Genomic DNA, 25,427 nt, shown 5'->3' with positions numbered 1-25,427 from the left:
ATTACGCCTTCGCCGCCGGAGCGGCCTTGAAGCCGATGGGCACCAAGTCCACGTAGCGCTTCAGGACAAGGTCGCCATAGGGCGACAGCGCGAACGACTTGGGATCAATGTCGTACTCCCCAGCCGGATACGGCGGACGCTGGCCGAGGCCGACACGGAACGGCAACTCGAAGCCGTTGCCGAGGTCGAGGCCGACCATCTGGGAGCGGATGATGGAGTTGGTCCTGGCGTTGTGCTGTTCGTCGACAGTAGCCGACTTCACGCGGCAGATGGGCATAGTTCTTCCCTCACATAACGATGGAGTGCGTCACCCTTGGCAATACCGCGAAAGCGTCCGGGGTGACCGTCACGGACGATGCGGGCCTCGCAGAAGTCGGACCATGAATCTCCGAACGCTCCGCGCAGAACACTGAGAGCCGGGCCCACCTGACGCTCCATCCAGAGCACCATTGCCTCGGCAGAAACTTCGACGTGCTTGCGGATCGTGCGCAGCCGTGTGCACACGCCCTTGATGAGATCGTGCAGCGCGCTGTACGAACCGCGCAGGTACGCGCCCGGGTTCAACAACACGTCCAGCGGGATTTCCATGTGCTTGCCGTACAGGCGCACTTCCGCGCGCACCCAGCGCGAGGACGGCAGGCCCTCGGCCTTGCCTTTCTCATACACACACAGTTCCTTGTGGCCTTTGCCACCGACATACAGGGTGCAGCCGGTGTTGTGGCCTTCATCGGAAATGAAGCGGTGACGCGGAGGGCATCCACCCTCGGTAAAGCCGCCCTGCGCGGCAACCTCGCGGAGCGCATGCACGTCCAGGCGTTCGCCTTCGTAGTCGTCGTGCGCGCAGTCAACGCGGGTAATCTTGGCGTCCAGCATCGAGCACTGCTTGTAGACGCGCGCCCAGTCACGAATCCACTTGCAGCCCATGCCTGTCAGGCTCAGGCATACGGTGCTTTTCTTGCCCCCGATGCCGACGCGTCCAACCACCTCGTTTTCCCGGTCGATCAGCACCGCCGACTGCTCGTAGAAGTTCCAGTTCTTCTCACGAATCGCACCGGCAACCACTTCGCCACGGAAGCCGAAGATGCGGAACAGCAAGAGGTCCAGCTTCTTGCAGTTCACCTCTTCAAGGGCGGAGAGCGGGACCACAATGGTCAGGTAGTCGATGATTGCGTCTTGCTGACCCTTTTGGCCCGTGTTACTCCCCGGGCCAATTGCCGCCGCTGCCAGCTGCCCCTTTTCACCGGGCGAAAGCGGGGAAAAGCCCCCTGCCCCGCCAACGACAGCCATACGGAAGCGAGCGCGATCAACGGCCACGATTCACCTCCGCACGCGGCCAAACAGCGCTGAAATCGGGGCATATTCCGCCTGAGGTCACCTCGATGCCGTGCTTAGAGCAGCCCTGGCGCATAGCGATGCCGAGGCCGTTTTCCTCACCCAACACAGTCAGCCGAACGCAGTTCCGGCATCCATCACGCTGAGAGGGGACCATGTAGCCGATCTCGCGGTGCTTGCTGACCAGCCTCATGCCGATTCCCCAACTTGGGGAGTCGACCGGCGACGGGATTGGAATGCAGTTTCGTCGGCGGCGCTCCAGCCTGATGCGGCCAGTTCGGCGCGTGCCTGGGCGACGATGGCCGCTTCCTTGGCACGCCGGACGGCGGCACGGTCACGCCGATCCAGAAGCCACGACACGATGCGAGCGGCACCGATGGCGACAGCCACAATGGCCGCCAGCAGCACGAAGGAAATCAGCGGGTCGATCATGCCGGCATCCTCGGGTGCTCATGGGCGAGGCACGCCAGCAGAAGGCGGTGAGACTCGACGGTGCGTGCGTAAAGGCCCTCGCCGATCCAATGAAGGCGGTCGCCGGAAAGTCGGGAGAACTGGAAGCCCCTGCAACGCGGGAAGGTCCGCTCCCCGACCGACACTGCGCTCAGCTTTTCGTGGAAGGTCTCGATGAAACGCGCCAGCTTGCGCGCCTCGCGGTACTCAGCGGCCCATGCCGCACGTGCGGTGTTCATGCCCCTACCCCCTCCCCTGCGTCCCTGTAGTCCCCGCCTCACCGGCACAGGGGAGGCCGGGGGCGGGTGTGATGTATCTACATCACGCGCCGCATGTAAACTGATCCCATCACGTCGTGTCAATAGGATTCATCACATGAACGCTCTTGCAGAACTTCTGGACGCAGTGCGGGAACGGTCGGGACTCCCGTCCGACATGGCTTTGGCGACGAAATTGGGAATTCAGCGACAGACGCTGCACCAAGCGCGAAAGGGCGTGGCGGGCCTGTCGGATGAGCGAATTGCGCAGCTTTGCGAGCTGGGCAAGCTCGATGGCGCTGTATGGCTTGCAAAGATTCACGCCGAGCGCGCGACATCTCCGGTCGAACGCAGGGTCTGGCGCTCAGTGTTGGACAGGCTAAGCGCGGCGGCGGCAGTGCTGGTGCTCGCAGTGATCGCAATGCCAGGCGCCGCTCGCGCTAAAGCCATTGATTCACAAGGCTTTTCCAGCTCCGAACAGCCGCATTCTGTATATTATGTTCAAAGCGCAGCAAGGGGCTGCCGCGCTTCCTGCCTCTGTCGGTGTCCCTAATTGATGGCATTTGTGTCTGGATCGCGCCCCTTCTTGATCCCCAAGGGTGTTGAGCGCAGCGAATTTGGGGCAGCTTGTGCGGCAACTTGTAGCAATTGATGCGCTGAGCTACGTGCACTCCCAATGACTCGCTGTGATCTTGGTGCATCGCCAATGGTGGGTCGCGAATTTGGTGCATCCCCAATGATGTTGCCAAGGCGCTGCAGCCACGCGCTGTCGAGAACCTCTACTTCGGGAGACGGCTACTATAGTCAGCTTCATTTCTGAGCCAGCTCAGCGGCCTAGACCCTTTAAATTTAACGAATCCAAGCGAACAAGCTGCGCTAGGCATTCGCCAGGCTTCAACCTTGATCTCTTGGCTTGTCCAAGGGCAAGGGGTGGTGCCTCGGAAGGCACCACCAGAAACGTTCCGCACACTTACAGCCGTTGATTGATCCAAGCCCAGGTCGCGTTGGACAGGTAGCCTTGGTGGCCTCCCGTGTAAACATGGCCGACAAAGATGCGGTCGTTCCCATCAAGACGCTGCCTAAGGTCAGCCGACAGCGCGTCTGCGGACAGGCCCGTTGAGATCCAGCGCACGGTTTCGAGCGCTGGATCGGCGACGTTCTCGTGTCGATTCAGGTGAGTAAGGAACGCTGTCCGCTTTGCATCGTAATTCGCTTCCCGATTCAGGTTCCAAGTGACCACATAGACAGCCATTTCGATCCTTCGAGTCTGACACCCACTGTGTCCACTCGATCTTAGCAAGTGTGACGCAAGTCGCGGAATTTGCGGCGGCTACTGCCGCCGGAACACTTGAAAGCCATCACCCTGCCCTATGACATTCGACTTCCGATAATATATATTTATCGGAACTCAGCCTTTTTTGTGCTCTATTTTCAATCACTTATGAGCGACCTTCTGCCAGTTTCGACCGCCGCCGTTCCGGCTGGCCCGACCGTGGCGCAGCTGTCGCAGTCCTCGGCGGACGCGGTGCGCGAAGTCTTCGCCGAAGCGGCCTCGGCCAACACCACGCGCAGTTACGCCACCGCCTTGCGCTATTGGGCGGCTTGGTACCAAGGCCGCTACGGCGTGGTCATCGCAATGCCGGTGGATGCGTCTTGTGTGATCCAGTTCATCGTCGATCATCTGGCCCGGCGCTCAGGCGATGCCCTGGCCTGGGAGCTGCCGCCGGCACTGGATGCGCTGCTGGTGGATGGCAAATTCAAGCAGCGACTGGGGGCGCTCAAACTGTCGACCATCGTCCACCGCGTCGCGGTGCTCTCCAGTGCCCATCAGCTGCTCAAGCTGGCCAACCCCTGCGAAAGCAGCGAGGTGCGGCAACTGTTGGCCAAGGGCCGTCGCGCCGCGCATAAGCGTGGCGAGCGGCCAAGCAAGAAAACGGCGATCACTGCGACCGAATTGATGGCGATGATTGCGACCTGTGAGGACGATCTCGTTGGGAAACGTGATCGTGCCCTGCTCTACTTCGCCTTTGCCAGTGGTGGGCGCCGTCGGAGCGAGACGGCCCATGCCGCCTTGAGCAAGCTGGCCCCGATCGACGGCGGCTACCTCTACCACCTGGACGTCGGCAAAACGCTTCAGGAGGGCGTCAAAGCAGGCGGCTCGCCGGACAAGCCCTTGTTAGGTGCACCGGCCGAGGCGCTTCGCGCCTGGATCGAAGCGGCCGGCCTGCAAGAGGGGGCCCTCTTCCGCCAACTAACGCGCGGAAAAGTGGGGGCCGGCTTGTCACCCAAGTCGGTGGCCAGCATCATCCAGGCTCGCGCGCGGGCCGCCGGATTGGTGGGTAGCTTTGGCGGTCACAGTCTACGATCGGGTTTCGTTACCGAAGGTGCCAGGCAAGGAATCGCGCTGCCGGCGATCATGGCAATGACCGATCACCGATCGGTGGTCAGTGTCATCGGCTACTACCAAGCAGGCGCAGCCGAAACGAATCCAGCGGCGCGAATGTTGGAAAGCGCAGCAAGGCCAACTACAGAGCACGACCGGGAGCTGGATGGAGATGCGACGGGTGCTGATTTCTAGACCATCTGAAAGCAACTCTCATGTGACCTGCAACTTGGCCACCCGGCGGAGCTCATCTGCGGCATCCTCGCCGGAATGGCGCTTCTGATCGTAGAGGAGATAGATCGCTCCCACCGCGCTGAAGAAGGCGCCACGTACCGCCAGCTCCCCTCCTCCATATCCATATCCTCTTATCAGGTCAGAGCATCTATTGGACCAGTGCTCGATAAGCATTGAGCCCAAACAGAGCCCGTCTTCGTCGCTTACGACCCCGGTTTGATTCAACTGACTAGCTACCTGGGTCAACTCTGCAGGAGCGATTTCTGACAATGCGTCATATGCATTGAACCTATCCATGCTGAGACTCGCCTTGCTGTTCAGCAATTCTATCCTCAGCAACGACTAGGGGTCTTAATCCGCCCCGCAATCCACGATCAACTTGGAGCAGCACCCGCTGGCCGGGCGAAAGTGATCTGAGTCCAAGATACTCGGGAAGACCCTTCCGGGTATGGCGCTGAAATCCCACAACTTGAACGCGACTGCCCATGTCCAGGCTCAACAGGGCCATTAGGCAGGGACTGCGCTTCGACCAGACAAGGGCATCGAGTTGGCCCGCGAACTGTCCCTCACCAAGTGACTCCAATAGATTATTTCTGTAGGAGATTGGATCAAGGCCAGCATCGATTGCGTCGGCATAGGACATCTCTTGCATCTTGTAGCGCTCCCGCTCGGAAGAAGGCCTCTGGCATCGAGCCTAGTCTGTGAAGCCATCCTTCGTCTGTAGGGAATCCCCCTACCCAGATCGCAGGGACGCTTCTAGACGTCTGGTATGGATCCAGCGGGACTCACCGGATGAAGAGCTGCCAAGGTACCGAAGAAATGGAGTGCTCCGACACTTTAGACACCATCCCGCCTCAGTCGCAGGGACTGAGACGGGATGGCGAACTGTTGATCTACGGCTCGATTGTGGGCCACTGGCTTTCAATGTGACGTGCCATATCGTCCAACATCCTCAACGTCTCCGGCCTCATGGGCTGGCCTCGGAAGTACCTTCCGGAGAACAGATCGATCAGTTCAAGCTGATCCGGCCTCACCTCAACGTTGTTCTGCCCTAGCACCCAATAGCCGAACTCAAGTGTGAGCCGGGCCTCCTCAGGGTCGCACTGAACACCCTTCTCGTGGAAGTAGATGTAGCGCACCTCGTCAGCATCCATCGCCACAACGTGCGGTGAGAAGCGCACTTCAAGACTGCGCGCATGTGCCTGGTAGCGATGCCCAGGAACCACTTTTAAGCGGCGGCTTGCATGCGGTGATGCAATGAAGGAGTCCAGCACGCGCATCGAATTGTTGCGCCGTGTCTCTTGGGAGATGCCCTGCAACTTTGCGCGCGCGTCTATGATTCCAGGAAGGCCGCGCTTCATCACGTCGCGGATTCCTGCAAGCGCCTTGGCGTAGTACGGCTGCATAAACACCTGCGGCGTACCACGTGGGTACTTTTGATCATGCAGGAATCGCATCTGCCGACTCGCCGACATGCGGACCATCCGAGCGAGGTTGCGATCAGAAAGACGTGGTCTTGGTACAGCAGGTGAGAGCTTAAGAACGGTGTTCATAGCGTTTTACTTCCTTTCTGCAGTCTGCGAAAGAAAGAGGGGCGGCGTAAGGGCCGCCCCTCTGGCTACTCATTTGGCGCGCGACTTGGTCGACGACGGCTTCGGAGCGCTGTTGCGCTCCTTGACCGTCGTCGCCTTGTGCTTCTCGGCAAATTGCTTCGTTACGAACTCGCCGGAGACAGCGCTGCGGTACTGAGTGATCTTCTTGTCAGCCATTGCTGTAGACCTCGTGATAGTTGGGTGAAGTCGCTGCGACTGCCCAAGGGAACACCCTCGCCCCCCAAAGAAGGCGTCTTAGGTGGTCCTGTATCCGGAGAGGTAGAAGACCTACGTAGATGCTTTACGAAGTAGCTCTCTGAAAGCTATAATTCGACGTCTGCCAAGACGCACAGCTTCGTAGGTCTCTATCAATCCGTACTGGACAGCTTGTTCAGGAGTCCGGGTTGTTTTTTCCTCCTTGGTTGTGAGTTGCTGTATCCGAACGCCTCGCCTGCAAGCGAGGCGTTCGCTTTTGTGGATGTCTCGTTTGCGATTTTACCACCGTTCACGCAGTTAGCAAGCACGAAGGGTGACTGCCAACCACTATATCTAGTCTCATATGATGAGACTGACCGCAACATGCAGTGGTTTTCGCAGGAAACTTCGGCCAACCTTAACGGAAATATGAACGAAACCCGGTCATGGGCGCCGGCCGATGGCAAAAGTGCACCAGCTATTTCTTGTGACGCAGATCAAGTTTTCAAGGCCATGGAAGCCGCGCCCGTATCGCCCTAACCAACCCGCTGCAGAAAGCCGTATCTCGGCAGCCTCGGCGAGCCGCATGACATCTATGGCATACGCATCGACTGGTTGCCTTTGACTACAGCAGCACCAGCCACCAACGCCTACGACAGACCAAGAAGCACTGTTAACTTTGGTGGCTACCATCAAAGGGCACGTGGAGCATCATCACCCTGGTACAAGGCAAGGATGACTCCTTGCTGATCGGACCTGAGATGCCCATCTACGACTGAAAGCTCGATAGGTTCCTATGCGATGTCTGCAGATCCCTTCGGTCACCTTAGGCGCGCCACCCTCGGGAATCGCCACGCCTGGGCGGGAGTTGACGCAATTGCTCAGTCAGCCTCACTGTCCAGCTTTCTGCCATCCGGGAATGCCATGAGGATCGCGCTGTTCCAGCTCCGTGCGCGCGAGGTAGAGGCCTGCGCGAGCACGGACGTGCCTATTGAACGTATCGCGCAACTACTGACAATGGCAGATGAGCAAAACACGGATCTTGCTGTGTTCCCGGAGGGATTCCCATTCATAACCAGCTGCGAGGTTGGTGCCGTGCCATCTCTCGACGCCGCCATCCTGGCCCTGCAGAAGATCCCCCCTCACTCACTGGCCTACATCGTCGGCGGGTACGTCATGGATGGTCCTTGTCAGCGAAATGCCAGCTTCCTTGTCCACGAAGGGCAAGTGCACGCACCCTACTTCAAGCGCGTTCCGTGGTTGGACGAGGTCTTCCAGCCTGGCACCGCCCTGGTGCGATGGAGCTGGAGCCGGCACCAGGTGATTCCGCTTATCTGTGCAGACGTCTGCGTGCCATGGAATGAGCCAGATGGCCGCGCAGCGCAGATGCTAGGGGAGGCTGCCGCACTGGGTGCTGGGCCTTCATGCCCGATCATCGTCAGTACGTTTGGTGCCGATTTGCGCACACCATATTGGACCAACCCGTTGCAAGCATGGGCACGCGCCTGTAACGCGCCGATACTCGTTTCGGCTATTGCGGGCCGGAGTGCTACGGCATTCAAGGAGGGCGGCAAGCAGCGCTATTTCGGAGGTGGCGGCAGTGGCATGTACTGGTTCGAAGATGGGCAGGACCACGTATGGCCGTCCACCAAAGACAGCAGGGTAGCGGGAATGTACCTAGTGGACACACTTGAGCCAGAGAGCCGGTGGCTGCCGCTGCGACGTTGAGAGAGTCGGCATGGATCTACGTCCTGCCTTTCGCTGCAGAGCCACAGTCCAAGCGCCGTCGAAATGGATGGGTGACGCTCGCAGTTTCTAGCAGCGCGAGTTTCAGACGATGCCTATTCGCCCGCGATTGAGCATTGCGGCCAGCTACGGACGCGGACGGAGCAGAGACCCTGATCGCTACTCACTGCCCTCACCAACTGCCGGATAAAGTTTCCTGCCGCGTGGAGTCAGCCCCGCATCTCAACGCCCCTGTCTAGTCCGTTCGATCTGCACTCCGAGCTCCCGGACGCGTGCCTCTCCCGCCTGAAACGCCTGCTGGCTGGTATGCACCGAGTAGTAGTCTGTCTCCAGTGGATGAGAATGCCGTGCTGCGGTACCGAATACGAACTCGGCGTGTTCGCGGGCGAAGAACGCAACGTCATGGCCGCCCTCCTCAAAATCCACCAGTTCACCTGCACCGATCGCTTCGGGCACATGCGGCGAGCCCACGCTCACAGTGGCCCAAGCCGAGTCATGCCCCGCGGCGGTTGTAACCGCCACGCCCTCCCCTGCCCCCAGCTTCGCCGAGAAATAGTTGCTCGGTGCCGGTGCGTCGATAGGACTGCGGGCCAGCGGATTCTTTGGCTTTCGGGAGATGCAGCCCGATGACGGAATCGACACGAGCTACTACACCGACGAAGTACACGCCTGTGCATTGAGCTCCCACCCCTTCCTGAGCGCGGACCTGCTGTAGCTTCGCATCCAAGCCGAAGAGCTTGATCTTCGAGATTGATTGGGGAGTCGGTCCGCATGCGGACCGACCAGTCGGCCCAGCTGTGAAGGTGTTTGCCGGCACTCCCTCTTCGTGTCGTCATGCGTTCCGCCGATTCACACTTGACACTCAGCTGATCGGCTGGCCTGAAACGAAGTGGTTCATCGAGCATCGAGTTATGGACACCTCGAATAATGTCGTCGCCGCAACAGCGATCATTCTAGCGGGCACGTATGATCGGCATGGGAGACCTTACGTTCCCGTGGCAGAGGCACTCGGTTTAACCTTTGATGCTGGCCTTGATTCACCTCCTCTGAGTGCCGCGGCAAAAGCGCTTTTGGCCACAGATGAGGGACTCAGGGTTCACTGAGATGACAGAGCCAGGTGGAAGCATCGCTGGCGGGCCTAGATCGCACGAGACTTTGCTTCCCCGGCTGAGTCGCTTCAATGCTTGGAAAAGATAGCTTTGCCTGTCTTCTTGTCAATGATTTCGATGCCGCCAGTTTCTGAGATTCTAAGCTGGTGGGCAAAGAGGTCCACAGAGTTCCAACCGTCTGATTGACTCCAGGCGTCCTGCAGCGTTAGCGGCGGGATGTACATGCGTTGCGCTAGGCCATAGTTGCTGGGACGATCGTAGGGAAGGCTCGTATATTGGTCTTCGATCAGCCGAAGCTCTCGATCTACGAGTGACCATCCTTCCTGGAGATCAGCGGCAGCCTCGGCCGCCTCAAGCGCGGAGAAAAGGAGATCCAGGCGCTCTCGTTTCGGCAGCGACTCTTTGGAATAGGGCATTGTGAACTTCTTCCCTGTGATTTGTCTTTGTTTTTGTTGCGATACGAAGATGACTCTCCCGCTTAGGCAGTGGAGGGTCTCAGGAGTCTCCGCTACATGCCCTGCCTATTGGGCATGTAGCATGATAGAGCCTACTCAAAGGTCATAGATTCGATATCGTCGAGACTGCGATCGTGTTTCACGTACTCCTTAATTTTCTCCAGGTCTTCAGCGCTGGCCGATGACACTGGATCTGCCGTGGCAAAAAGCTGAACGGAGTCGGAGGTCGTGAGGAGCTTCTTCAGTGTGGTCCCATCAAGATCCATGGCATCCTGAGCAGAATATGAGACAAGGATGGACTTGGAAGAACCATCCTTCAGGCCTCCCAGCATGCCGGAGTTCGCAGGCAAGGTGAATTTCACCTCGGAGGCCTGACCTGAAAGCCCGAATAGCTCTGATTTATCTGCAAGCTCATGCCTGACGGCGGCGATATCTTTGGATTTAATCGGCACTGATATGTTCCAACGCGGGCCGAAATGATAGACGGCGGCATACATGACTCTAGCCTTGTAAGGGTCGACCTTGCTCGAAAGCATCGCCTCATAGAAGACGCGGTGCACCTCCCTCCACGGCATGCTGCGACTGACGCAATAGACGTCATGGATGATGGACGCGTTTCGATAGTCCCCATCAAGCGGGCCACCAATGACGCTCCAGAACATGCGCGGAATCGACGCTCCATCGGCAATGGTGCCCTTTGGAGCTCGCCACTTTCGGCCTGCATCATCGGTGTAGATGACATCGTTAGCCAGTTCGATCATGCCGTTAGGCAAGAGATTGACCGTAACTGGCTTGGTGAACTCCCCCGCACTCACACTACCTGAAGCAACCATCAAAAGCGCTAGAGTGATCTTCTTCATGGTTCCATCCTCGATCTCAGGGAATGGGCTTCATTGCCTTGGCCTGGGCAGCCTTCAGCCCAAGCGCAGCCGAGTCTGAACGAATATCTACTGACATTCCATATTCCACTGCGGTTTGCCGACAGGTGGTAGCGTCAGTGACACGCTTGTCAGCCCCTGACAGTTTGGCCAGCATCGATGCGGGCGGCTCAACTCGCGGGATGGGAAGCGGCCGCTAAGTGGACGGTCGCAGAGTTGAGACTGGTGTCTGGCCGTGCCGATGGCCAGATACGCGGGGTCATTTTCGCTCTCATTGGCCAAGCTGACCGGATTACTTAGCAAGAGCTTGTTTGTTGGCTGCCGAGGGGGCCGCCAACAGCTGCATCATGTCACGCGCAACGGCTGCAGCTGACCGCGTAGTCACCCCCTCGGGTCGTACATCGGAGCCACTTCGACCAGGTCGGAGCTCACCAAATTGAGACCCATCAGACGCCTCAAGACTTCGCCGGCCTGGAAAATGGAGGGGCCACCAAGTACGGGGGTGCGTGTGCCCGGGGCAGACTAAGGATCCAGGGCATCGCTATCGAAGGTGATGTAGACAGAAATATCCCCACTGCGGCTTTGATCTGCTAGGCGACTGGTAGAGGGCATCTTGGGTGAGGATGATGTTGTACCCCAGCTCGTTTGGCATGTCAGTGCGAATGTAGACCTGAACGGGGCGGCGAGCATTGACGGTTTTTCTTCAGCAAGATCATGGGCGAACGACCCATGGAAGATCTCCTTGCCGCCGTGGCTGCTCATGGAGTCCTATGACCCTCTTCTCCTCCCGGGAAGCGGGACAATATGTCCGGGTAATCGAGCAGAATGTCCATGCTCAATCCGCATGACATAAGAGTTCTCACCTGCCGACGACAAGAGTAAAGTCAACGCCAGCGAGTCCTGAGGCACACGCATAGGGCCCGCCCCACAGGCGCCGTCGAACGGGGGAGAACGCAATCATGAGCGCAGTGGCTTTGCTTGTCGCCCGCTTGTTCTTGGGGTTGCCATTCGTGATATGGGGAATGATGAAGCTGCGTGGTGGCGAGGCGCAGCTGGTGCCAGTGCTCGCCAAGATGGGCTTGCCCGATGCCAGAGTCCTGGCGTTCCTGATTGGCGCTTGCGAACTGCTAGGGGGTGTAGCGGTGTGCATTGGCTACCCAGTCCTGATGGCAGGTAGCCTGCTAGGTGTGTGGTGCCTGCTAACGGGCTATATGTCTCATAGGGGTGATATAAATCAGCTACTGGCGCACGTGGGATTGGCCGGTGGCTTCTTCTTGCTCGCTGCCGTGGGACCGGGCTCGCTATCACTGTTCGGCGGGACCCCGACAGGCTTCTTTGCCTACTTGCGCTGAGATCACCCGACACCCATTCACTATGGAGTTAGACTATGTCCGTCAAGACGACTGCCCGTGATGAAATCTTGTCGGTGGGCGCCGAGGCACCAGATTTCACGCTTAATGCCACGCCCGATCAGACCTTGTCGCTCCACGAATTGCGCGGAAAGCCTGTAGTTCTGGTGTTCTACCCGGCCGACTGGAGCGAGGTTTGCTCAGATGAGCTCGCAATCTTCAATCAGGCGATTCCACTCATCTCAGAAAGTGGCGCAACGACGCTTGGCATATCTGTAGACAGTGTTTGGTGCCACAAGGCCTTTATCGCCGCCCGCAATCTTCGCTTCGACTTGCTTTCGGACTTCCACCCAAAGGGTGCGGTGTCCACCATGTATGGCGCATACGACGCCGAGCACGGTTACTGTAAACGGGCTTTGTTTGTTGTCGATGCACAGGGACGCATTGCCTGGAGCTACCTGTCGCCCGTCGCAATCAATCCTGGTGTCGACGGTGTGCTGGATGCTCTCGAGTCCCTTAAAAAATCTTGAAATCCATGCCCAGAGCGGGAGGTCTGTTATGTCGATGCTTCATGTTCCCGTAAGTTCACGTGATCATGTGCAGGGTTCGATCGATGCGCCAGTCGTTTTGGTTGAATACGGCGATTATCAATGCCCCTATTGCGGCGATGCCTACAGCGGCATCAAAGAGTTGCAAGCTCAGTTCGGCGAAAGTCTATGCTTCGTGTTTCGCAACTTTCCCCTTAGTGAGGTCCACCCTCAAGCAATGCCTGCCGCCATCTTTGCAGAGTATGCGGCGGCCAATGGTAAGTTCTGGCAAGCGCATGATGCGCTCTACGAGAATCAAGACCAACTTGGCCCAGCTTTGTATGCCGAGCTGGCACGTGACCTCGATCTGGATCTTGCTGAGCTGCGTGAGGCCCTCGAAACCGGGCAATTTGGTACGCGTATCCATGCCGATCTCAATGGAGGCTTGCGTAGCGGCGTGAACGGTACGCCGAGCTTTTTTATCAACGACCAGTTCTATTCTATGCAGGGTGGCATTGAGGGGTTGGCGAGCGTCATCCGAGACACGATCAACGGAGTGAATCGTTGACCATCTATCTACGTTATGGATGTCGCGCGTAGAACCGCAGACGACGTGTGCATCACTCGCCTGCCGACGCCATGGCCAGCCCATCATTGGGGGCGATGCCGGCAGGTTCCAGATCGCCGCGGTATTAGCCTCCATGCTGGGTTCCAAGGCCTCTGCGGCCTTGCCCTGCGGGCGGCTACGAATTGTCCCCTGCAGATCCGGCAGCAGAATGCGGATGAAGACACCATGGAGTAGCCCTGGCCGTAGACCGCTCAAAGCGTCTCGGCGAGGGGCAACAGCATGCCCTGTCACTGCGTGACTGGCGATAGGCATTGCTCTTAGACTCGGTACGTCAGAATCCTGAGGAACCTCCATGCCAGAGTCCCTGCGATGGCTTCAGCAACCACTCGGAGTCACAATCTTCTGGCTGTTGCTGGCCTTCCAGGTCGCGGTTCTGGCACGCGCAATCACCCGGCGTGACCGAACTCCAGCCTCAAGAATCGCTTGGGTGGCGGTCGTTCTTTCCCTTCCTGCACTTGGCACAATCGCCTACCTCCTCCTGGGCGAAACCAGCATTGGCCGCGGTCGGATATCACGCCTTCATCGGGCCGAACGGATGCTTGGAGCCATCCCGATACCCCAAGCTCCACTGCTGCCTCCTGCCGCTCAATTACTGTCCAATCTCTGCGCGACGGCCAATGGACTGGGGCCTGTCGGCGGCAACAGGATCGAGCTGCTGGGCTCGTCTTCCGCCTCACCGAACGAGCCGATGCTTGACTCCGATGCGGCCATCGAAAGGCTGATTTCCGATATTGCGGAGTCCCGTGATCACGTACATGTCAGCTTCTACATCTGGCTGGACGATGGCAATGGCGGCAGAGTTGCCGATGCCATTGCCGCAGCAGCTCTCCGAGGCGTGGCATGCCGGGTAATGGTCGATTCTCTGGGGTCACGGTCATTCATCCGCAGCCGACGCTGGCAACAGTTGCGGGACGCCGGAGTTCGCTTGCTTGCAACGCTGGACGACATCCCTCGTATAGGTCATCTGGCGCTGGGGCGACTTGACCTGCGCAATCACCGTAAGCTGGTCGTCATCGACAATGCAATTGCCTTCTGTGGCAGTCAGAACTGCGCGGACCCTGAGTTCAGGGTGCTTGCAAAGTTCGCTCCCTGGGTAGATATCTTCCTGCGATGCGAAGGCCCTGTGGTGAGACAGGCACAATGGCTGTTTCTGAGCACTTGGATGGCCGAAACCGGCGAGGAGTTGGAGTCCCTACCGTCTCAACACCCTTTGCCGGCCTCCTTTGCCCAAGGCGCGGTGGCCCAGATGTATGGCTGCGGTCCATCAACAATTGGCGACGCCATGTCGGATTCATTTGTCGGCGCGGTGTACGCCGCACGGCGAGAACTGCTGATCACTACCCCCTACTTCGTTCCAGACGAGGCCCTCCTACGGGCACTATGCGCTGCGCCGCGCAGGGGCGTAAGAACCACGATTGTGTTTCCGAAACGCAACAACTCACTGTTGGTGGCTTACGCATGCCGCAGTACCTACTGTGACTTGCTTCAGGCAGGAGTATCCATCTACGAGTATCCGCTTGGGCTACTTCACACCAAATCACTGACGGCAGATGGGCAATTCGCATTGGTTGGATCCGCCAATTTGGATCGTCGTAGCCTGCAACTCAACTTCGAGAACAACCTCCTCATCATGGATCCACTGGCAACGTCGGCTATCACGCATCGGCAGGAAGGCTACGTACGTGTGTCTGAGCAGATAGCTCTCGAGGCGGTGGAGGCGTGGCCTTTCCATATGCGGCTTCTTCAGAATGCCATCGGCATGATGTCGCCCGTTCTCTAGAGGCGCCGGGTGATCAAGCTACGCCAGCGTCACCACAACATTCACGACCGCGGCCAGTAGTACGGTGTTGAAGGCGAAGGCCACGAGCGAATGCAGCAGGCTCACGGCTCGAATCTTCGACGAAGAAATGGAGACATCAGCCGTCTGTGCAGCGACTCCGATGATGAACGCGAAGTACAGAAAATCGCGTGCCCCAGGCGGCTTGTTCCCGGGGAAAAGCAATCCCGCGTGATAGCCACCCTGCTCACCTTCGTTCTCGCAAGTCTTATCCGATTTTCTCCAGTACATGTGCGCGTAGTGCCAAGCCATCATTGCGTGGATGGTGGCCCAGGCGAGAGGCAGCGATGCCAGGGTCAGCCCCAGTTCCAGAGGCTTGTGTTGCTTCCCGCTTACGGAGATGACCAGCCCCACCGCCAGAGCTGCCGCTGCCAGTGTAATGATGAACACCATCCACAGGGGCTCATCCCGGTGGCCTGCGTTCAGTCGGAGCCGTTCAGCGTCGTAAGTGGGGACGGAAGCCAGTGTCCTTGCCAGATAGGCAACAAAGAAAACATCCACGCCTACCACCAGGGCCAGATACGGCGCAGAGTGAACTGCCCAACCCCAGGCGAGAACCCCTGCTCCGGCGGCCAGGTAGAAGCTTGCCCTGGCATGCGAAAGCTTGATCACATTCTGGCTCCATTTGATGTCCAGCCAGCGACCTGGCGGAGATTCGACGAGGCTTGCTGGTCATTTTCCAGCGTCATTGGACCGCGATTGCGGGGATGGACGATCAACTGGCGCCTCATTCAGTCACTTTGTTTCGTAGAGTCTGGATGCGCAACTCGAACAATGGCGCTGGCCATGGCGACACCATTTGGAATTACGACCTCGTTCCCTTGCGCATCCCGAAGGGTTGTGAAACCAAGAGAGATGCCCTCCACCCGGGCTTCGATGACCCCATTGGGAGCATACACGCGGACGGTATCCCCCACGCGCATCGCCTTTGACATGAGAAGCGAAAATCCTGCAATCAGGTTACCGAGGGTGTCCTGCGCCGCCAGACCAACTACAACTGAAAGGATGCCCGCCCCCGCAAGCATCGTCGACCCGAGGGTCCTGAGCTCAGGGATAAGGTGCGCATAGAGGCCGACGGCCAGCAGGTAGATCAACCACTGTCCCAGTACGCTTGCAAACTGGAGCGTGGTCCCATCCGTAAGCCGTGCGCCGATACGACGAGCTGACCTCCTGAGAAGTGCGGCACTGATCGTGGCGAGAAGCGCGATGAGCGCCCCAATCGCCACTGCGCCTACGACAGATGACGGATCCACTAAAGCGTTGACAGTAGTCTGCATATCAACCTGCCATTGCCGCGAGTGCGCTTCTGGACGGAACAAAGAAGACGTTGCCAGTCACAGCTCTTGAGAAATCAAGAATTCGGTCGTGAAGCGGCGGCGGGTTGCCAATGAACATTCGCTCAAGCATCTGCTCGACCACCCAGAGATGTCTTGAATAGCCAATGAAGTAGGTCCCGTACTCGGCATGTGACGGCCTTGCAAAAGGCATATTGTCCCGCAGAATGTCGTGTTCGATCCCATCCTTTGTAATGGTACACAGCGTCTTGTGCGACTTCTGATCTGCCTCTGGTGCGTCTGGAAGCTCGGTGTTCGTAAATTTTCTGCGACCGATGATCTGCTCCTGGACTTCAGTACTAAGGACCTTCCAGGCCTTGAGATCGTGAAGGTACTTCTGTGTGACAACGTAGCTTCCACCCGCGTGCGCGGGATCTTCGCTTCCGACGATGGTCGCCTCGGGGAGCGCCAAACCAATTGGATTGGCAGTACCATCGACAAACTCCAGCAGATCGCGACCGTCGAAGTATCTGAATCCACTGACTTCGTCCTGCCCTGCAACTGCCCCTTCCAAGCCCTCGAAGAGCATCTGCTGGAACGCGACAATCAGATCCATTGACTTGGCGCGGATATGGAACAGGAGATCGCCTGGCGTGGAGACTGCCGCATGCGCTGCGCCTCGGATCTCCTTGAACGGACGTAGCTCAGCAGGTGGCGCGGTGCCAAGGAGCGGGCCCCATACGTTCGCGCCAATCCCGACGTTGCAGGTAAAGGTGCCGGTCACATCTCTGACGAGCACGTTCTTGATCAGATCGTCCAGGCCGCCCAGGACCGTTCGCACGGTAGATAGGGACGAGGCGTCCCGCTCAATGGTAAGAACAAGGAAGGATGCAGCAATCGACAATGGTGCGTCGATCGGTTGCGGTTCGGGGGATTGCGGCGTCGCGTAACTCATTGAACGCTCCTGGAATGGGTCACCGATCACGCATGGCCAGCAGCAACCGCCGCAATCCATGCACCTGCTCGATCAGTTGAAGCGCAACGTCCACCCCTGCCTCATTGACCTCCATTTCAAACATAAGGTCGCGAACCAAAAGTGCTCTACTGAGATCTACACGCGTGTAGATCAGTCCATCCTCACCCTGCTGTGGAGAGATCCACTCCAGCTGGACCCAATGGCTCAGCACAGCCTCCTCGACGCCGGCCTGGTCGAGGATATCCTGAACACTGACAACCTCATTCAATGCGCTCATGCTGCACCTCCTTCCCGCGGATTGAAGGACGCACCCGACTCCCAGGTCTTCACGAACTGGGCCAGCTCCACGTCCATAGGCTTCTGTAGAACAATCTTCAATCGGACGAACTCATCGCCTCGGCCACCGGAGCGCAATGGCATGCCCTGCCCTTTCAGCCGAAGCCGGGTGTTGCCATCTGAGCCAGCAGGCACGCCCACTTCGGCATGACCAGTTGGTGTCGGCACGGTAATGCGTGCGCCCAACACGGCTTCCTTCAAGGAAATGGGCACATCAATCGTGAGCGAGTCGCCCTCGGCAAGGAAGCGTGGGTCTGGTGCAATCTCCAGCTCTATGAAGGCATCGCCGTCTCCCCCCGTACCAGCACCCTTTGCGCCCTTGCCTCGAAGGCGGAGTGTTTGCCCCTGGGTGACGCCCGGTGGAATGTTCACATCCAGGGTGCCGCCATCGCCCAGGACCACGCGCTCAGCGCCTCCCTCGATGGCGCGCGCCAGGCTGATTTCGAGGTGATAGCGGAGGTCCTGGCCACGGCGGTTTGCGCGGGCATTCGACGTGCGGCGGAAGAACTCGGCGAACGGATCACCGGCTTCGGCAAAGTCCGCGTAGCCACCAAAGCCGCCGTCGCCATAGCCCGCATCGGCCTGGGCATAGTCGCGGTAGTACTCGCGGCGCGGGCGCTCCGCTCCGGTTTCGTCGATCGCCCCTTGGTCAAACAGCGCCCGCTTCTCCGGATCGATGAGCAGCCTGTAAGCATTGGCGACATCCTTGAACTTTTCTTCCGCGGCCTTGTCGCCTGGGTTCAGGTCGGGATGCAGCTTCCTGGCCAGCCTCCGGTACGCCTTCTTGATCTGATCCGTCGTGGCGTCACTGGCAACACCAAGCGTTTCGTATGGACTGCTCACTCCAACCTCCATTCGTTCATGTCATTTGAGGAATTCAGCGTGCTGGGACGGTCCTCGGCCGCCTCTGGCATCCACAGTTCAACGACGGTTCCCGCTGGCCCCGTACTCGCCACAGAGAGGTTTCCTCTATGCCGAGACGCCAACATTTGGCTGATCGATAGGCCAAGCCCGGTGCCCTGACGGTGCTTGGTCGTGAAGAAGGGCTCGAAGATCCGCTCTAGGATGTCCTGCGGGATGCCGCTACCGGTGTCGGATATCCGCAGCGCCACTCCCGGCGCACCGTGGATGTCATCCGTGTCTTCGGTGGCTAGCCCCAAGACACCGCCGCCCGGCATGGCATGGAGTGCATTGATCATAATGTTCACCAAGATCTGCTGGATTTCCCCTCTGTTGGCCCTGATGAGTCGGGTGGAATGGAATCCCTTCTCGATCATGACGGGCTGGCGCTTGGTCAGGTGCTGTACCAGCGGTAGTGTTTCCAGCAGCAGGGATGAAGGCTCCAGCAGTTCGTACTCCGCTGCGTGCTCGCTGGGTTTCGAGAACTGAAGCAGCTTCGACACGATCGTACTGATACGCTGGATCTGATCCTCGATGAGGTCGAACTCTTCCTTGCCGCCTGGTCCGGTCTCGTGGAGCACGGCTTCACGCAGCAGCTCCAGGTTTCCTTGCATCACTGCGAGCGGATTGTTGATCTCATGTGCGACACCTGCGGCGATCTCGCCAATAGTTGCCAACTTCTCTGTCACAATGAGGTGCTGCGTTGTTTCCTCCAGCTGTCGGTTGGCAAGCAGCAGTCCCGCCGTCCGCTCCTCCACCCGCGTGTTGAGCTCCTCGTTCCAGGCCATCAGCTGCCGCTCGTTGTCCTGCAGCTGGTTGAGCATCTGATCCAGCTGCGATGCCAGTCGTCCGATCTCGTCGTTGGAACCACGCGCGCCTGCGCGGGCGTTGCGATCGCCGGCCTTGACCCGCGCAATGGCCGCGTCCATTTTTTCCAGCGGCCGAAACACGCCACGGGCGATATACAGAAACAGGGGTACGGTAATTGCCGCAACCAGCAGGCAACCGAGGACTATCATTCCAATGGCGTTCCGTCGCGCGGTGGCGAATGGTTCGCCCGAAAAGCCAACGAAGAGCATGCCGACCGGCACGCCCTGACTGTCCCGAATCGGCATATAGCCTGAGACATACCAGTCATTGACCACGAAGGCCTTTGCCAACCACGTCTTGCCTTGACCAAGAACCGCTGCGGCCACTTCCGCTGACGCTCTTGTGCCGGATGCTGGGCGCCCGCCGGGTAGCTTGGCGTTCGTGCTGATGCGGGTATCGCCAAGGAAAAGGGACGCGATACCGGTACTTCCGGAGCGCATGCCATTGTCCCGATAGATCAAGTCCGTGATTTGGTCGATGAAGTGCGTGTTGTGGTTCAGCAGCGTTCCCGCGACCAGCACCCCTGGCTGCTGGCCGGGCAAGTTCACTGGAGTGGCAGCCTGGATCATCAGTGCGCGCCGTTCATATGTGCTCGGCGGCGACTGCTCTCCCGGCTCTGGCAGGCGGACGATCTCCGCACGCGCCGCCAACTGGGGCGAGAGCGCTCGCAGGTCATCCCCTTGCACCACGCCCACCTGCACGTCGGAGACACCGTTGACTGCCTTCTCAATCACTGGCCACTTGAGCAACACGGCCTTCTCCGATGACGGTTCGCTGCTGGCCAGGAGATGACCATCTCGATCAAGCAGCGCGATGAAGTCCAATGCACCCGTACGGGCTTTCGATGCAAGCAATGTGCTGAGAGCGCCCCTGTCACCACCAACTGCGCTATGAAAGCTCTCCGAGTCAGCGATGGCAGCAAGTGATGCACGGTCGTTGCTCAGCAACTGGTTCATGTACTGCCCAGCAATCTTCAGATCACTGCCGACCTTGGCGGACAGCAGTTCATCGAAACGCTTGTCCCACTTGTATATGAGCACGCCAACGATCATTGGCAGGATCACAACCATCGGAAGGATCGAGATCAACAGCAGGCGGTGGCGGACGGAGCGCACTCGTTTCATTGCGGTTCCCTACGCTGATACGTTCCAGCTGGAACATTTGCGGTCGATGGTCTTCCGCGAAATCCCAAGAATGCCGGCTGCCTGTTCGCGATCACCACCCGTTTCCCGGAGTACGGCCAGGATGTGCCGACGTTCGACCTCGGACAGAAGTCGACTGCGCGGATCAGACAGAGATTCGAGTCGTTCAAGATGCGACGGGAAGTGGCCCAGGATCAGGCTGCGCTCCACATAGTTGTGCAGTTCGCGGACATTGCCCGGCCAAGAGTAGTGCTGGAGATAGGCACGGGTTCGTTCATCGAACGGAATGGGATGTAGACCAAGCTGCAGCCCCAGTTCGCGCATGAATCCAGCCGCTAGTTCCAGTACGTCCGTCCCCCGATCGTGCAGGCGCGGTATCTGCACCTCCAGGACATTGATCCGATAGAAGAGATCGGACCGAAAGGTGCCGTCCTTCACTGCCGCGACCAGATTCTTATTGGTCGCGAAGACGAAACGGACGTCGATAGGAGTCTCGCGCTCTGCGCCGACCGGGCGTATCCGCCTATCCTCGAGCATGCGCAGAAGCTTGCCTTGGAACGCCAGTGGCAGGTCGGCGACCTCATCGAAGAACAGCGTCCCACCTTGAGCATATGACACCAAGCCTTGGCGTGATGCTTGCGCCCAGTTGAACGCCCCCTTCAGATGGCCGAACAGTTCACTGTCAATCAGCTCGGCCGGGATCGCTGCGCAGTTGATAGGAATAAAGGGGTTGGAGGCGCGCGTGGAGAGCGAATGCAACGATCGTGCCGCCACCTCCTTACCCACGCCGGACTCTCCAGTGAACAAAACACTGCTGGGCAAGGGCGCCACTTTTGCGATCAGGTCGCGAGTGGCTTGGATCACTCGCGAGCTGCCGGTGAGCTTGTCGCGCAGTGGTGAAGGCGCGCCCGATCCATGCAGTTCGTGGCGTAGAACAGCATTTTCGCGCTGCAGTCGACCGCGCTCCAGACAGCGAGACAGGGCCGCCAGCAGCTGGCTGGTTCGGAATGGCTTGAGTAGGAAATCAGCGGCGCCTGCACGGATCGCCCCGATGGCCGAGTCCAGGTCCGCGTAGGCGGTGATCAGAATGAAGTCAGCCGACGTACCCTCTCGGCGCTGCTCCTCCAGCCAGACGATGCCACTCTTCCCAGGCATCACGTTGTCGACAACGACTATATCGAAGTGGCGATCGGCCAGATGCTTCTCGGCTTCTTCAGTGTCTGCAGCCGCTTCCACAGCCTTGCATCTTGGCCGCAGGGCGCGCACCAAAAAACTGCGCATACCCGGCTCGTCGTCGACGATCAGGATTGACGAATCTGAAAGATCCGGCCAAGCGACATCGCCACCGGCGTGCTCTTCGGCTGCATGAATGGCGCTCTTGGGCGTCATATTTCCCTCGGTTCTGTATGTTCTGTATGTGCTGCGTTAAACGCTGTGTGATTTCAATCGGAGACGTGCGACGGCGCCTGCCACTTTCGTCGCCTCATCTCAGTGATCGTTCCGCACGCTCGCTGGCAAGTTCCTGTCCACCGCCACCGCTTCCGCTGCCGGCTTCGGTGTTGGCGAGCTCCAGGATCGACATCATCTCGCGCTCAACTATCTGCCGCAGCGAGTACAGTGGGAGCGCGTTGGGTGCAAGGCTGAAGGGTTCTTCCAGCTGGTGCCCGAGTGCGTCAAGACCAAAAAACGTGTAGGCCACTATCAATACTGGCAATAGCGTCCACCAACCGAGTGACCCAGCCAGTGCGAACGGCAGCATGGTGCAGAACACGATGGCGGTGCGGTGCAGGAGCAATGAGTATGAGAACGGCACCGGTGTATTGAGGATGCGCTCGCAGCCCCCTTGGATACGAGCTAGCGTGCTGAGTTGGCCGTCAAGGACAGAGTACTGGATCGAGTCGATCTTGCCGCTCCTGACGAGTTGCAGGCATCGATTTCCGATACTTTCAAGGACCGCATTTGTTGGATTGGGACCCTTTGCGGCGGCTCCGATATTGCACCAGAGGCCGATTGCGTCGGCCTCGCTGTTTCTCCGCAGCCTGGCCGTCAGGCCTGCCGTGAATCCACAGAGGCCATGAATGATCTGCGTTCGATCCTCAGGGGCTAGGGCCGCCGTCTGCCGTGCCAGCGATCTACAGGCGATGATCAGTTCTCCCCATAGATGCCTTGCTTCCCACCATCGGGAATAGCAGGCATTGTTGCGAAAGCTCATGAACACCGACAGCGCGATGCCAATCAGCGTGAACGGAACGGAGCCGAACCGGGCGAAGATACCCGGGTGCTCAAGCGACGCAAGAATGGCGATGATGCTGATCAACGCGATCAGCATCAAATGCCTCGCGATCTTCGGAAGAATCGTGCCTTTGACCGCAAAGGCAATGTCCCACATCGTCGGTTGGCGCCGCATCCTCATTTCGACGTCCTGGCGTACGTTCCTCATGTCGACCTCTTGCTCGTCAATGGGACTGCCGTAACGCCCCGCGCCGCCGAAGGGGCTTGTGGTCAGCGACATGGCCGCACTCCCCCTACGATGGCCAGGCTGGTGTGCAGGCCGGTAGCCTGGGGAGAGCTTTCGCTTGTTGACGGAATGATCATGTCAATTGAGCCACTTGGGAAGCACCAGTTGCAGGAGTAAGGTGCACTTGAGGGAACTGGATTCACTGTTCGTCCCGACACCTTTCCCCAAACCCTGCATGCGCATTGACGGACAGGGGAAGGCACGTGGAAGCGTTGGGTGTAAAGGCCTCTACCGAGAGGTTGCAAGACGGCAAGAGTGGATAAGCCTGGGCTGCCGGCTGGATCATTCGGACATTACTGTCCGGACCTGCACTGACTTCCTTTCCGTGTACCACCTGGCCCGACTCCATATGCACTACCTGCTGCCCGAAGAAGCGGATGTCCTGAGGGTCGTGACTGATCAACAACAACGGGATCCCGGTCTTGTCCAGCACCGCCTCCAATTCCTGGCGCAGATGCTGCCGAAGGTCATGATCCAGCGCGGAGAACGGTTCATCCAGCAGCAGCGCCTGCGGTTGCGTCACCAGCGCCCGCGCCAGTGCGGTGCGCTGGCGCTGCCCGCCGGAAATCTGCGAGGGCAGCAGATCGCCCACGGTGTCGATGCGGAAGGCGTGCAACCACTGCTCCACCGCATCGAAGCGCTGGCCGACCCGCGGATTCAACCAGCCCTTCTGCAGCCCGAACGCCACGTTTTGGCGCACGCTCAGGTGCGGGAACAACGCGTAATCCTGGAAAACATAACCCAACCGGCGGCGCTGCGGCGGCAGATCCACGCCGGTGGCCGCATCGAACAGGGTCTGCCCCTGCAGCCGTACATGGCCCTGCCCCGGCCGCAGCAGCCCGGCCACCGCCTTGAGGGTCAGGCTCTTGCCCGCGCCCGAGGGCCCGAACAGCACCACCTGCCGCTGCGTGCACTGCAGCGATACTTCCAACACGAAATCCTGGCCGGCCGCCTGCAGTCGTCGCTGGACTTGGAGGTCAAGCCACATCACGCAGCTCCCGGCGACATCCGCCCACCAACCGTGCGGCCAGCAGCAGGATCACGATGCAGACCACCGAGGTCAGGATCACCAGTGCATTGGCCTTGCCGTCCTGGCCGGCCTGCACGGCCTCGTAGATGGCGATCGACAGCGTCTGCGTGCGGCCGGGAATGCTGCCGGCCACCATCAGCGTCGCGCCGAATTCGCCCATCGCGCGTGCGAAGGCCAGCAGCAGGCCGGCAAGAATGCCGCGCCAGGCCAGCGGCAGCGTGATGCGGAAGAACAGCGCGGCTTCGGACACGCCGAGCGTGCGCGCGGCCTGCTCAAGCTGCCCGTCCACATTCTCGAACGCCGCGCGTGCCGGCTTGAACACCAGCGGCAGCGAAGCCACCGCCGCAGCCATTACCGCGGCCTGCCAGGTAAACACCAGGTTGATGCCGAACCACGACTGCAGCCACGCGCCGATCATGCCGTTGCGACCGATCAGCACCAGCAGGTAGTAACCCAGCACCGTCGGTGGCAGCACCATCGGCAGAGTCAACAGCGAGTCCAGCAACTCACGGCCGAGAAAGCGCCGACGCGCCAGCAGCGCACCCAACGCCACGCCCAGCACCAGATTGATCGCGGTGGCCCAGCCAGCCACCTTTAGCGACAACCCCAGCGCAGTCCAGTCCATATCCATGCCTCAGGGCATGCCGAACCCGTGCCTGGCCAGGATCGCCTGGCCCTGCGGCGAACGCACGAAGGCAGTGAAGCGCTTGGCCTCCGCCGGCTGCGTACTTGCCCTGGTCACTGCCAGCGGATAGGCGATGCGCCCCGCCACCGGCACCACGAACGCACGGCGCACCCGTTCGGGCATCGCCTTCGCATCGGTGGCATAGACGAAGCCCGCATCCACTTCACCGCGTGCCACGTAATCCAGCGACTGGCGCACGTTCTGGGTGGTGATGGCCTTGCCCTGCACTGCCGGCCACAGCCCGGCCGCGTCCAGCGCGCCCTTTGCGTAGCGGCCGACCGGCACGCTGTCCGGGTTGCCCAGCGCGATGCGCTGCACGCCATTGCCGGCCAGTTCCTGCAGCGTGCGCGGCGCAGCCTTGGCCTGCGGCGGCACCACCACCCACAACGCATTCACCGCGAACACCTCGCGGGTGCCCGAAGCCAGCAGATTCTGCTGCTGGGCCTGGTCCATCGTGGTCTCGTCCGCAGACGCAATCACATCCACCGGTGCACCGCGGCTGATCTGCTGCAGCAGCACGCCAGAGGCGGCGAAGTTGAAATCGACTTTGGTCCCCGGGTGCGCCTTCTCATAGGCCGCACCCAGTTCGCGGAAGCTCTCGGTCAGGCTCGAGGCCGCCGACACCGTCAGATCGGCCGCCCAGGCCGGCACGGTCGCCAGCAACCCCAGCAACAGCAGTCCCACTCGCTTCATTATCGGATCCTTGGTCAGTGGGGCGATCAGT

28 protein-coding genes and 1 pseudogene are annotated in these 25,427 nt (G+C 59.5%); 7 read left to right on the top strand and 22 right to left on the bottom strand.

Annotation, left to right across the window (positions count from 1 at the left end):
- Position 1: 1 nt before the first annotated feature.
- The 4 genes from AB839_RS11600 to AB839_RS11585 form a co-directional block, all read right to left on the bottom strand.
- The gene (locus AB839_RS11600; protein ID WP_061479489.1) at positions 2 to 277 is read right to left on the bottom strand and encodes a single-stranded DNA-binding protein; all 276 of its coding nucleotides are present in this window, start codon (positions 275 to 277) and stop codon (positions 2 to 4) included.
- On the bottom strand, positions 259 to 1,314 hold the full coding sequence (locus AB839_RS11595) for a replication initiation factor domain-containing protein (RefSeq protein ID WP_061479488.1): 1,056 nt from the start codon (positions 1,312 to 1,314) through the stop codon (positions 259 to 261). The genes AB839_RS11600 and AB839_RS11595 overlap by 19 nt, the downstream gene beginning before the upstream one ends.
- A gap of 207 nt (positions 1,315 to 1,521) precedes the next feature.
- Positions 1,522 to 1,764 (bottom strand): hypothetical protein, encoded by a 243-nt coding sequence (locus AB839_RS11590; RefSeq protein ID WP_061479487.1) that lies wholly within the window; start codon positions 1,762 to 1,764, stop codon positions 1,522 to 1,524.
- Complete coding sequence (locus AB839_RS11585; protein WP_061479486.1) at positions 1,761 to 2,021, bottom strand: hypothetical protein; 261 nt, start codon at positions 2,019 to 2,021, stop codon at positions 1,761 to 1,763. The genes AB839_RS11590 and AB839_RS11585 overlap by 4 nt, the downstream gene beginning before the upstream one ends.
- A gap of 136 nt (positions 2,022 to 2,157) precedes the next feature.
- Here AB839_RS11585 and AB839_RS21180 point away from each other — a divergent pair, with 136 nt between their 5' ends.
- Positions 2,158 to 2,592, top strand: coding sequence for a DUF3693 domain-containing protein (locus tag AB839_RS21180; RefSeq protein WP_082783336.1), 435 nt, complete (start codon positions 2,158 to 2,160; stop codon positions 2,590 to 2,592).
- Positions 2,593 to 3,009: 417 nt separating this feature from the next.
- Here the strand turns inward: AB839_RS21180 and AB839_RS11580 are convergent, their stop codons facing one another.
- Positions 3,010 to 3,291 carry a hypothetical protein gene (locus AB839_RS11580; RefSeq protein WP_061479485.1) on the bottom strand — a complete coding sequence of 94 codons (282 nt, stop codon included), beginning with the start codon at positions 3,289 to 3,291 and terminating at the stop codon, positions 3,010 to 3,012.
- Positions 3,292 to 3,480: 189 nt separating this feature from the next.
- On the opposite strand from AB839_RS11580, the gene AB839_RS11575 reads away from it, so the two are divergent.
- On the top strand, positions 3,481 to 4,617 hold the full coding sequence (locus AB839_RS11575) for a site-specific integrase (RefSeq protein ID WP_061479501.1): 1,137 nt from the start codon (positions 3,481 to 3,483) through the stop codon (positions 4,615 to 4,617).
- Positions 4,618 to 4,635: 18 nt separating this feature from the next.
- Here AB839_RS11575 and AB839_RS11570 read toward each other — a convergent pair whose 3' ends face one another.
- From AB839_RS11570 to AB839_RS21540, 3 genes are all read right to left on the bottom strand, one after another.
- A complete protein-coding gene (locus tag AB839_RS11570; protein ID WP_061479484.1) occupies positions 4,636 to 4,953 on the bottom strand; it encodes a hypothetical protein in 318 nt (105 codons plus the stop codon).
- 596 nt (positions 4,954 to 5,549) lie between these two features.
- The gene (locus tag AB839_RS11565; RefSeq protein WP_156476651.1) at positions 5,550 to 6,209 is read right to left on the bottom strand and encodes a hypothetical protein; all 660 of its coding nucleotides are present in this window, start codon (positions 6,207 to 6,209) and stop codon (positions 5,550 to 5,552) included.
- A 69-nt stretch (positions 6,210 to 6,278) separates the two neighbouring features.
- A complete protein-coding gene (locus tag AB839_RS21540; RefSeq protein WP_156476650.1) occupies positions 6,279 to 6,425 on the bottom strand; it encodes a multidrug transporter in 147 nt (48 codons plus the stop codon).
- A 942-nt stretch (positions 6,426 to 7,367) separates the two neighbouring features.
- Here AB839_RS21540 and AB839_RS11560 point away from each other — a divergent pair.
- Positions 7,368 to 8,171 (top strand): carbon-nitrogen hydrolase family protein, encoded by an 804-nt coding sequence (locus AB839_RS11560; RefSeq protein WP_061479482.1) that lies wholly within the window; start codon positions 7,368 to 7,370, stop codon positions 8,169 to 8,171.
- Between the two features lie 240 nt (positions 8,172 to 8,411).
- Here AB839_RS11560 and AB839_RS11555 read toward each other — a convergent pair whose 3' ends face one another.
- The 3 genes from AB839_RS11555 to AB839_RS11545 all read right to left on the bottom strand — a co-directional run bounded on the left by AB839_RS11555 (position 8,412) and on the right by AB839_RS11545 (position 10,613).
- A complete protein-coding gene (locus AB839_RS11555; RefSeq protein ID WP_241776774.1) occupies positions 8,412 to 8,831 on the bottom strand; it encodes a hypothetical protein in 420 nt (139 codons plus the stop codon).
- Positions 8,832 to 9,366: 535 nt separating this feature from the next.
- Positions 9,367 to 9,714 carry a hypothetical protein gene (locus AB839_RS11550; protein ID WP_061479481.1) on the bottom strand — a complete coding sequence of 116 codons (348 nt, stop codon included), beginning with the start codon at positions 9,712 to 9,714 and terminating at the stop codon, positions 9,367 to 9,369.
- Positions 9,715 to 9,845: 131 nt separating this feature from the next.
- Positions 9,846 to 10,613 (bottom strand): DUF1353 domain-containing protein, encoded by a 768-nt coding sequence (locus tag AB839_RS11545; protein WP_061479480.1) that lies wholly within the window; start codon positions 10,611 to 10,613, stop codon positions 9,846 to 9,848.
- Positions 10,614 to 11,590: 977 nt separating this feature from the next.
- Here AB839_RS11545 and AB839_RS11540 point away from each other — a divergent pair.
- The 4 genes from AB839_RS11540 to cls all read left to right on the top strand — a co-directional run bounded on the left by AB839_RS11540 (position 11,591) and on the right by cls (position 14,915).
- The gene (locus AB839_RS11540) at positions 11,591 to 11,983 is read left to right on the top strand and encodes a DoxX family protein (RefSeq protein ID WP_061479479.1); all 393 of its coding nucleotides are present in this window, start codon (positions 11,591 to 11,593) and stop codon (positions 11,981 to 11,983) included.
- Between the two features lie 35 nt (positions 11,984 to 12,018).
- Complete coding sequence (locus tag AB839_RS11535) at positions 12,019 to 12,510, top strand: redoxin domain-containing protein (protein WP_061479478.1); 492 nt, start codon at positions 12,019 to 12,021, stop codon at positions 12,508 to 12,510.
- A 28-nt stretch (positions 12,511 to 12,538) separates the two neighbouring features.
- Entirely contained in the window at positions 12,539 to 13,075 is a 537-nt protein-coding gene (locus AB839_RS21170; protein WP_082783335.1) for a thioredoxin domain-containing protein, read from the top strand.
- 352 nt (positions 13,076 to 13,427) lie between these two features.
- Entirely contained in the window at positions 13,428 to 14,915 is a 1,488-nt protein-coding gene (gene cls / locus AB839_RS11525) for a cardiolipin synthase (protein WP_082783334.1), read from the top strand.
- Between the two features lie 18 nt (positions 14,916 to 14,933).
- On the opposite strand, the gene AB839_RS11520 is transcribed toward cls, so the two are convergent.
- The 11 genes and pseudogenes from AB839_RS11520 to modA all read right to left on the bottom strand — a co-directional run bounded on the left by AB839_RS11520 (position 14,934) and on the right by modA (position 25,396).
- Positions 14,934 to 15,584 (bottom strand): DUF1345 domain-containing protein, encoded by a 651-nt coding sequence (locus tag AB839_RS11520; protein WP_061479476.1) that lies wholly within the window; start codon positions 15,582 to 15,584, stop codon positions 14,934 to 14,936.
- Between the two features lie 119 nt (positions 15,585 to 15,703).
- Positions 15,704 to 16,249: a mechanosensitive ion channel domain-containing protein gene (locus AB839_RS11515; RefSeq protein WP_061479475.1), complete on the bottom strand. Its 546-nt coding sequence runs from the start codon at positions 16,247 to 16,249 to the stop codon at positions 15,704 to 15,706.
- A 1-nt stretch (position 16,250) separates the two neighbouring features.
- On the bottom strand, positions 16,251 to 17,201 hold the full coding sequence (locus AB839_RS11510) for a Dyp-type peroxidase (protein ID WP_061479474.1): 951 nt from the start codon (positions 17,199 to 17,201) through the stop codon (positions 16,251 to 16,253).
- Positions 17,202 to 17,220: 19 nt separating this feature from the next.
- On the bottom strand, positions 17,221 to 17,499 hold the full coding sequence (locus AB839_RS11505) for a chaperone modulator CbpM (protein ID WP_061479473.1): 279 nt from the start codon (positions 17,497 to 17,499) through the stop codon (positions 17,221 to 17,223).
- Positions 17,496 to 18,401, bottom strand: coding sequence for a DnaJ C-terminal domain-containing protein (locus tag AB839_RS11500; RefSeq protein WP_061479499.1), 906 nt, complete (start codon positions 18,399 to 18,401; stop codon positions 17,496 to 17,498). Before AB839_RS11500 ends, AB839_RS11505 begins: the two co-directional genes overlap by 4 nt.
- The gene (locus AB839_RS11495) at positions 18,398 to 20,452 is read right to left on the bottom strand and encodes a HAMP domain-containing sensor histidine kinase (RefSeq protein WP_061479472.1); all 2,055 of its coding nucleotides are present in this window, start codon (positions 20,450 to 20,452) and stop codon (positions 18,398 to 18,400) included. Before AB839_RS11495 ends, AB839_RS11500 begins: the two co-directional genes overlap by 4 nt.
- A gap of 9 nt (positions 20,453 to 20,461) precedes the next feature.
- Positions 20,462 to 21,859 carry a sigma-54 dependent transcriptional regulator gene (locus AB839_RS11490; RefSeq protein ID WP_061479471.1) on the bottom strand — a complete coding sequence of 466 codons (1,398 nt, stop codon included), beginning with the start codon at positions 21,857 to 21,859 and terminating at the stop codon, positions 20,462 to 20,464.
- Positions 21,860 to 21,953: 94 nt separating this feature from the next.
- Entirely contained in the window at positions 21,954 to 22,982 is a 1,029-nt protein-coding gene (locus AB839_RS11485; protein ID WP_241776773.1) for a bestrophin family protein, read from the bottom strand.
- A gap of 334 nt (positions 22,983 to 23,316) precedes the next feature.
- Positions 23,317 to 23,976 (bottom strand): annotated as a pseudogene (locus AB839_RS11480) (ATP-binding cassette domain-containing protein); the annotation flags it as partial.
- On the bottom strand, positions 23,966 to 24,649 hold the full coding sequence (gene modB, locus AB839_RS11475) for a molybdate ABC transporter permease subunit (RefSeq protein ID WP_061479470.1): 684 nt from the start codon (positions 24,647 to 24,649) through the stop codon (positions 23,966 to 23,968). The gene modB and the pseudogene AB839_RS11480, both read right to left, overlap by 11 nt.
- 3 nt (positions 24,650 to 24,652) lie before the next feature.
- Positions 24,653 to 25,396, bottom strand: coding sequence for a molybdate ABC transporter substrate-binding protein (gene modA, locus AB839_RS11470; protein ID WP_061479469.1), 744 nt, complete (start codon positions 25,394 to 25,396; stop codon positions 24,653 to 24,655).
- Positions 25,397 to 25,427: the final 31 nt, after the last annotated feature.

Origin of the sequence: Stenotrophomonas sp. DDT-1, assembly GCF_001580555.1 — a bacterium.
Taxonomy (GTDB): domain Bacteria; phylum Pseudomonadota; class Gammaproteobacteria; order Xanthomonadales; family Xanthomonadaceae; genus Stenotrophomonas; species Stenotrophomonas sepilia.
Note: the sequence above shows the minus strand (reverse complement) of the source record. Positions and strands in the feature narration are given on the sequence as shown.

What these genes read in the sequence shown, in the direction of transcription:
- AB839_RS11505 (WP_061479473.1), bottom strand. Translation starts at nt 17,499, where the DNA reads ATGAGCGCATTGAATGAGGTTGTCAGTGTTCAGGATATCCTCGACCAG.
- AB839_RS11600 (WP_061479489.1), bottom strand. Translation starts at nt 277, where the DNA reads ATGCCCATCTGCCGCGTGAAGTCGGCTACTGTCGACGAACAGCACAAC.
- AB839_RS21540 (WP_156476650.1), bottom strand. Translation starts at nt 6,425, where the DNA reads ATGGCTGACAAGAAGATCACTCAGTACCGCAGCGCTGTCTCCGGCGAG.
- AB839_RS11560 (WP_061479482.1), top strand. Translation starts at nt 7,368, where the DNA reads ATGAGGATCGCGCTGTTCCAGCTCCGTGCGCGCGAGGTAGAGGCCTGC.
- AB839_RS11510 (WP_061479474.1), bottom strand. Translation starts at nt 17,201, where the DNA reads ATGAGTTACGCGACGCCGCAATCCCCCGAACCGCAACCGATCGACGCA.
- AB839_RS11485 (WP_241776773.1), bottom strand. Translation starts at nt 22,982, where the DNA reads ATGTCGCTGACCACAAGCCCCTTCGGCGGCGCGGGGCGTTACGGCAGT.
- AB839_RS21180 (WP_082783336.1), top strand. Translation starts at nt 2,158, where the DNA reads ATGAACGCTCTTGCAGAACTTCTGGACGCAGTGCGGGAACGGTCGGGA.
- AB839_RS11590 (WP_061479487.1), bottom strand. Translation starts at nt 1,764, where the DNA reads ATGATCGACCCGCTGATTTCCTTCGTGCTGCTGGCGGCCATTGTGGCT.
- modB (WP_061479470.1), bottom strand. Translation starts at nt 24,649, where the DNA reads ATGGATATGGACTGGACTGCGCTGGGGTTGTCGCTAAAGGTGGCTGGC.
- AB839_RS11575 (WP_061479501.1), top strand. Translation starts at nt 3,481, where the DNA reads ATGAGCGACCTTCTGCCAGTTTCGACCGCCGCCGTTCCGGCTGGCCCG.
- AB839_RS11550 (WP_061479481.1), bottom strand. Translation starts at nt 9,714, where the DNA reads ATGCCCTATTCCAAAGAGTCGCTGCCGAAACGAGAGCGCCTGGATCTC.
- AB839_RS11535 (WP_061479478.1), top strand. Translation starts at nt 12,019, where the DNA reads ATGTCCGTCAAGACGACTGCCCGTGATGAAATCTTGTCGGTGGGCGCC.
- cls (WP_082783334.1), top strand. Translation starts at nt 13,428, where the DNA reads ATGCCAGAGTCCCTGCGATGGCTTCAGCAACCACTCGGAGTCACAATC.
- modA (WP_061479469.1), bottom strand. Translation starts at nt 25,396, where the DNA reads ATGAAGCGAGTGGGACTGCTGTTGCTGGGGTTGCTGGCGACCGTGCCG.
- AB839_RS11540 (WP_061479479.1), top strand. Translation starts at nt 11,591, where the DNA reads ATGAGCGCAGTGGCTTTGCTTGTCGCCCGCTTGTTCTTGGGGTTGCCA.
- AB839_RS11490 (WP_061479471.1), bottom strand. Translation starts at nt 21,859, where the DNA reads ATGACGCCCAAGAGCGCCATTCATGCAGCCGAAGAGCACGCCGGTGGC.
- AB839_RS11570 (WP_061479484.1), bottom strand. Translation starts at nt 4,953, where the DNA reads ATGGATAGGTTCAATGCATATGACGCATTGTCAGAAATCGCTCCTGCA.
- AB839_RS11515 (WP_061479475.1), bottom strand. Translation starts at nt 16,249, where the DNA reads ATGCAGACTACTGTCAACGCTTTAGTGGATCCGTCATCTGTCGTAGGC.
- AB839_RS11495 (WP_061479472.1), bottom strand. Translation starts at nt 20,452, where the DNA reads ATGAAACGAGTGCGCTCCGTCCGCCACCGCCTGCTGTTGATCTCGATC.
- AB839_RS11565 (WP_156476651.1), bottom strand. Translation starts at nt 6,209, where the DNA reads ATGAACACCGTTCTTAAGCTCTCACCTGCTGTACCAAGACCACGTCTT.
- AB839_RS11585 (WP_061479486.1), bottom strand. Translation starts at nt 2,021, where the DNA reads ATGAACACCGCACGTGCGGCATGGGCCGCTGAGTACCGCGAGGCGCGC.
- AB839_RS11545 (WP_061479480.1), bottom strand. Translation starts at nt 10,613, where the DNA reads ATGAAGAAGATCACTCTAGCGCTTTTGATGGTTGCTTCAGGTAGTGTG.
- AB839_RS21170 (WP_082783335.1), top strand. Translation starts at nt 12,539, where the DNA reads ATGTCGATGCTTCATGTTCCCGTAAGTTCACGTGATCATGTGCAGGGT.
- AB839_RS11580 (WP_061479485.1), bottom strand. Translation starts at nt 3,291, where the DNA reads ATGGCTGTCTATGTGGTCACTTGGAACCTGAATCGGGAAGCGAATTAC.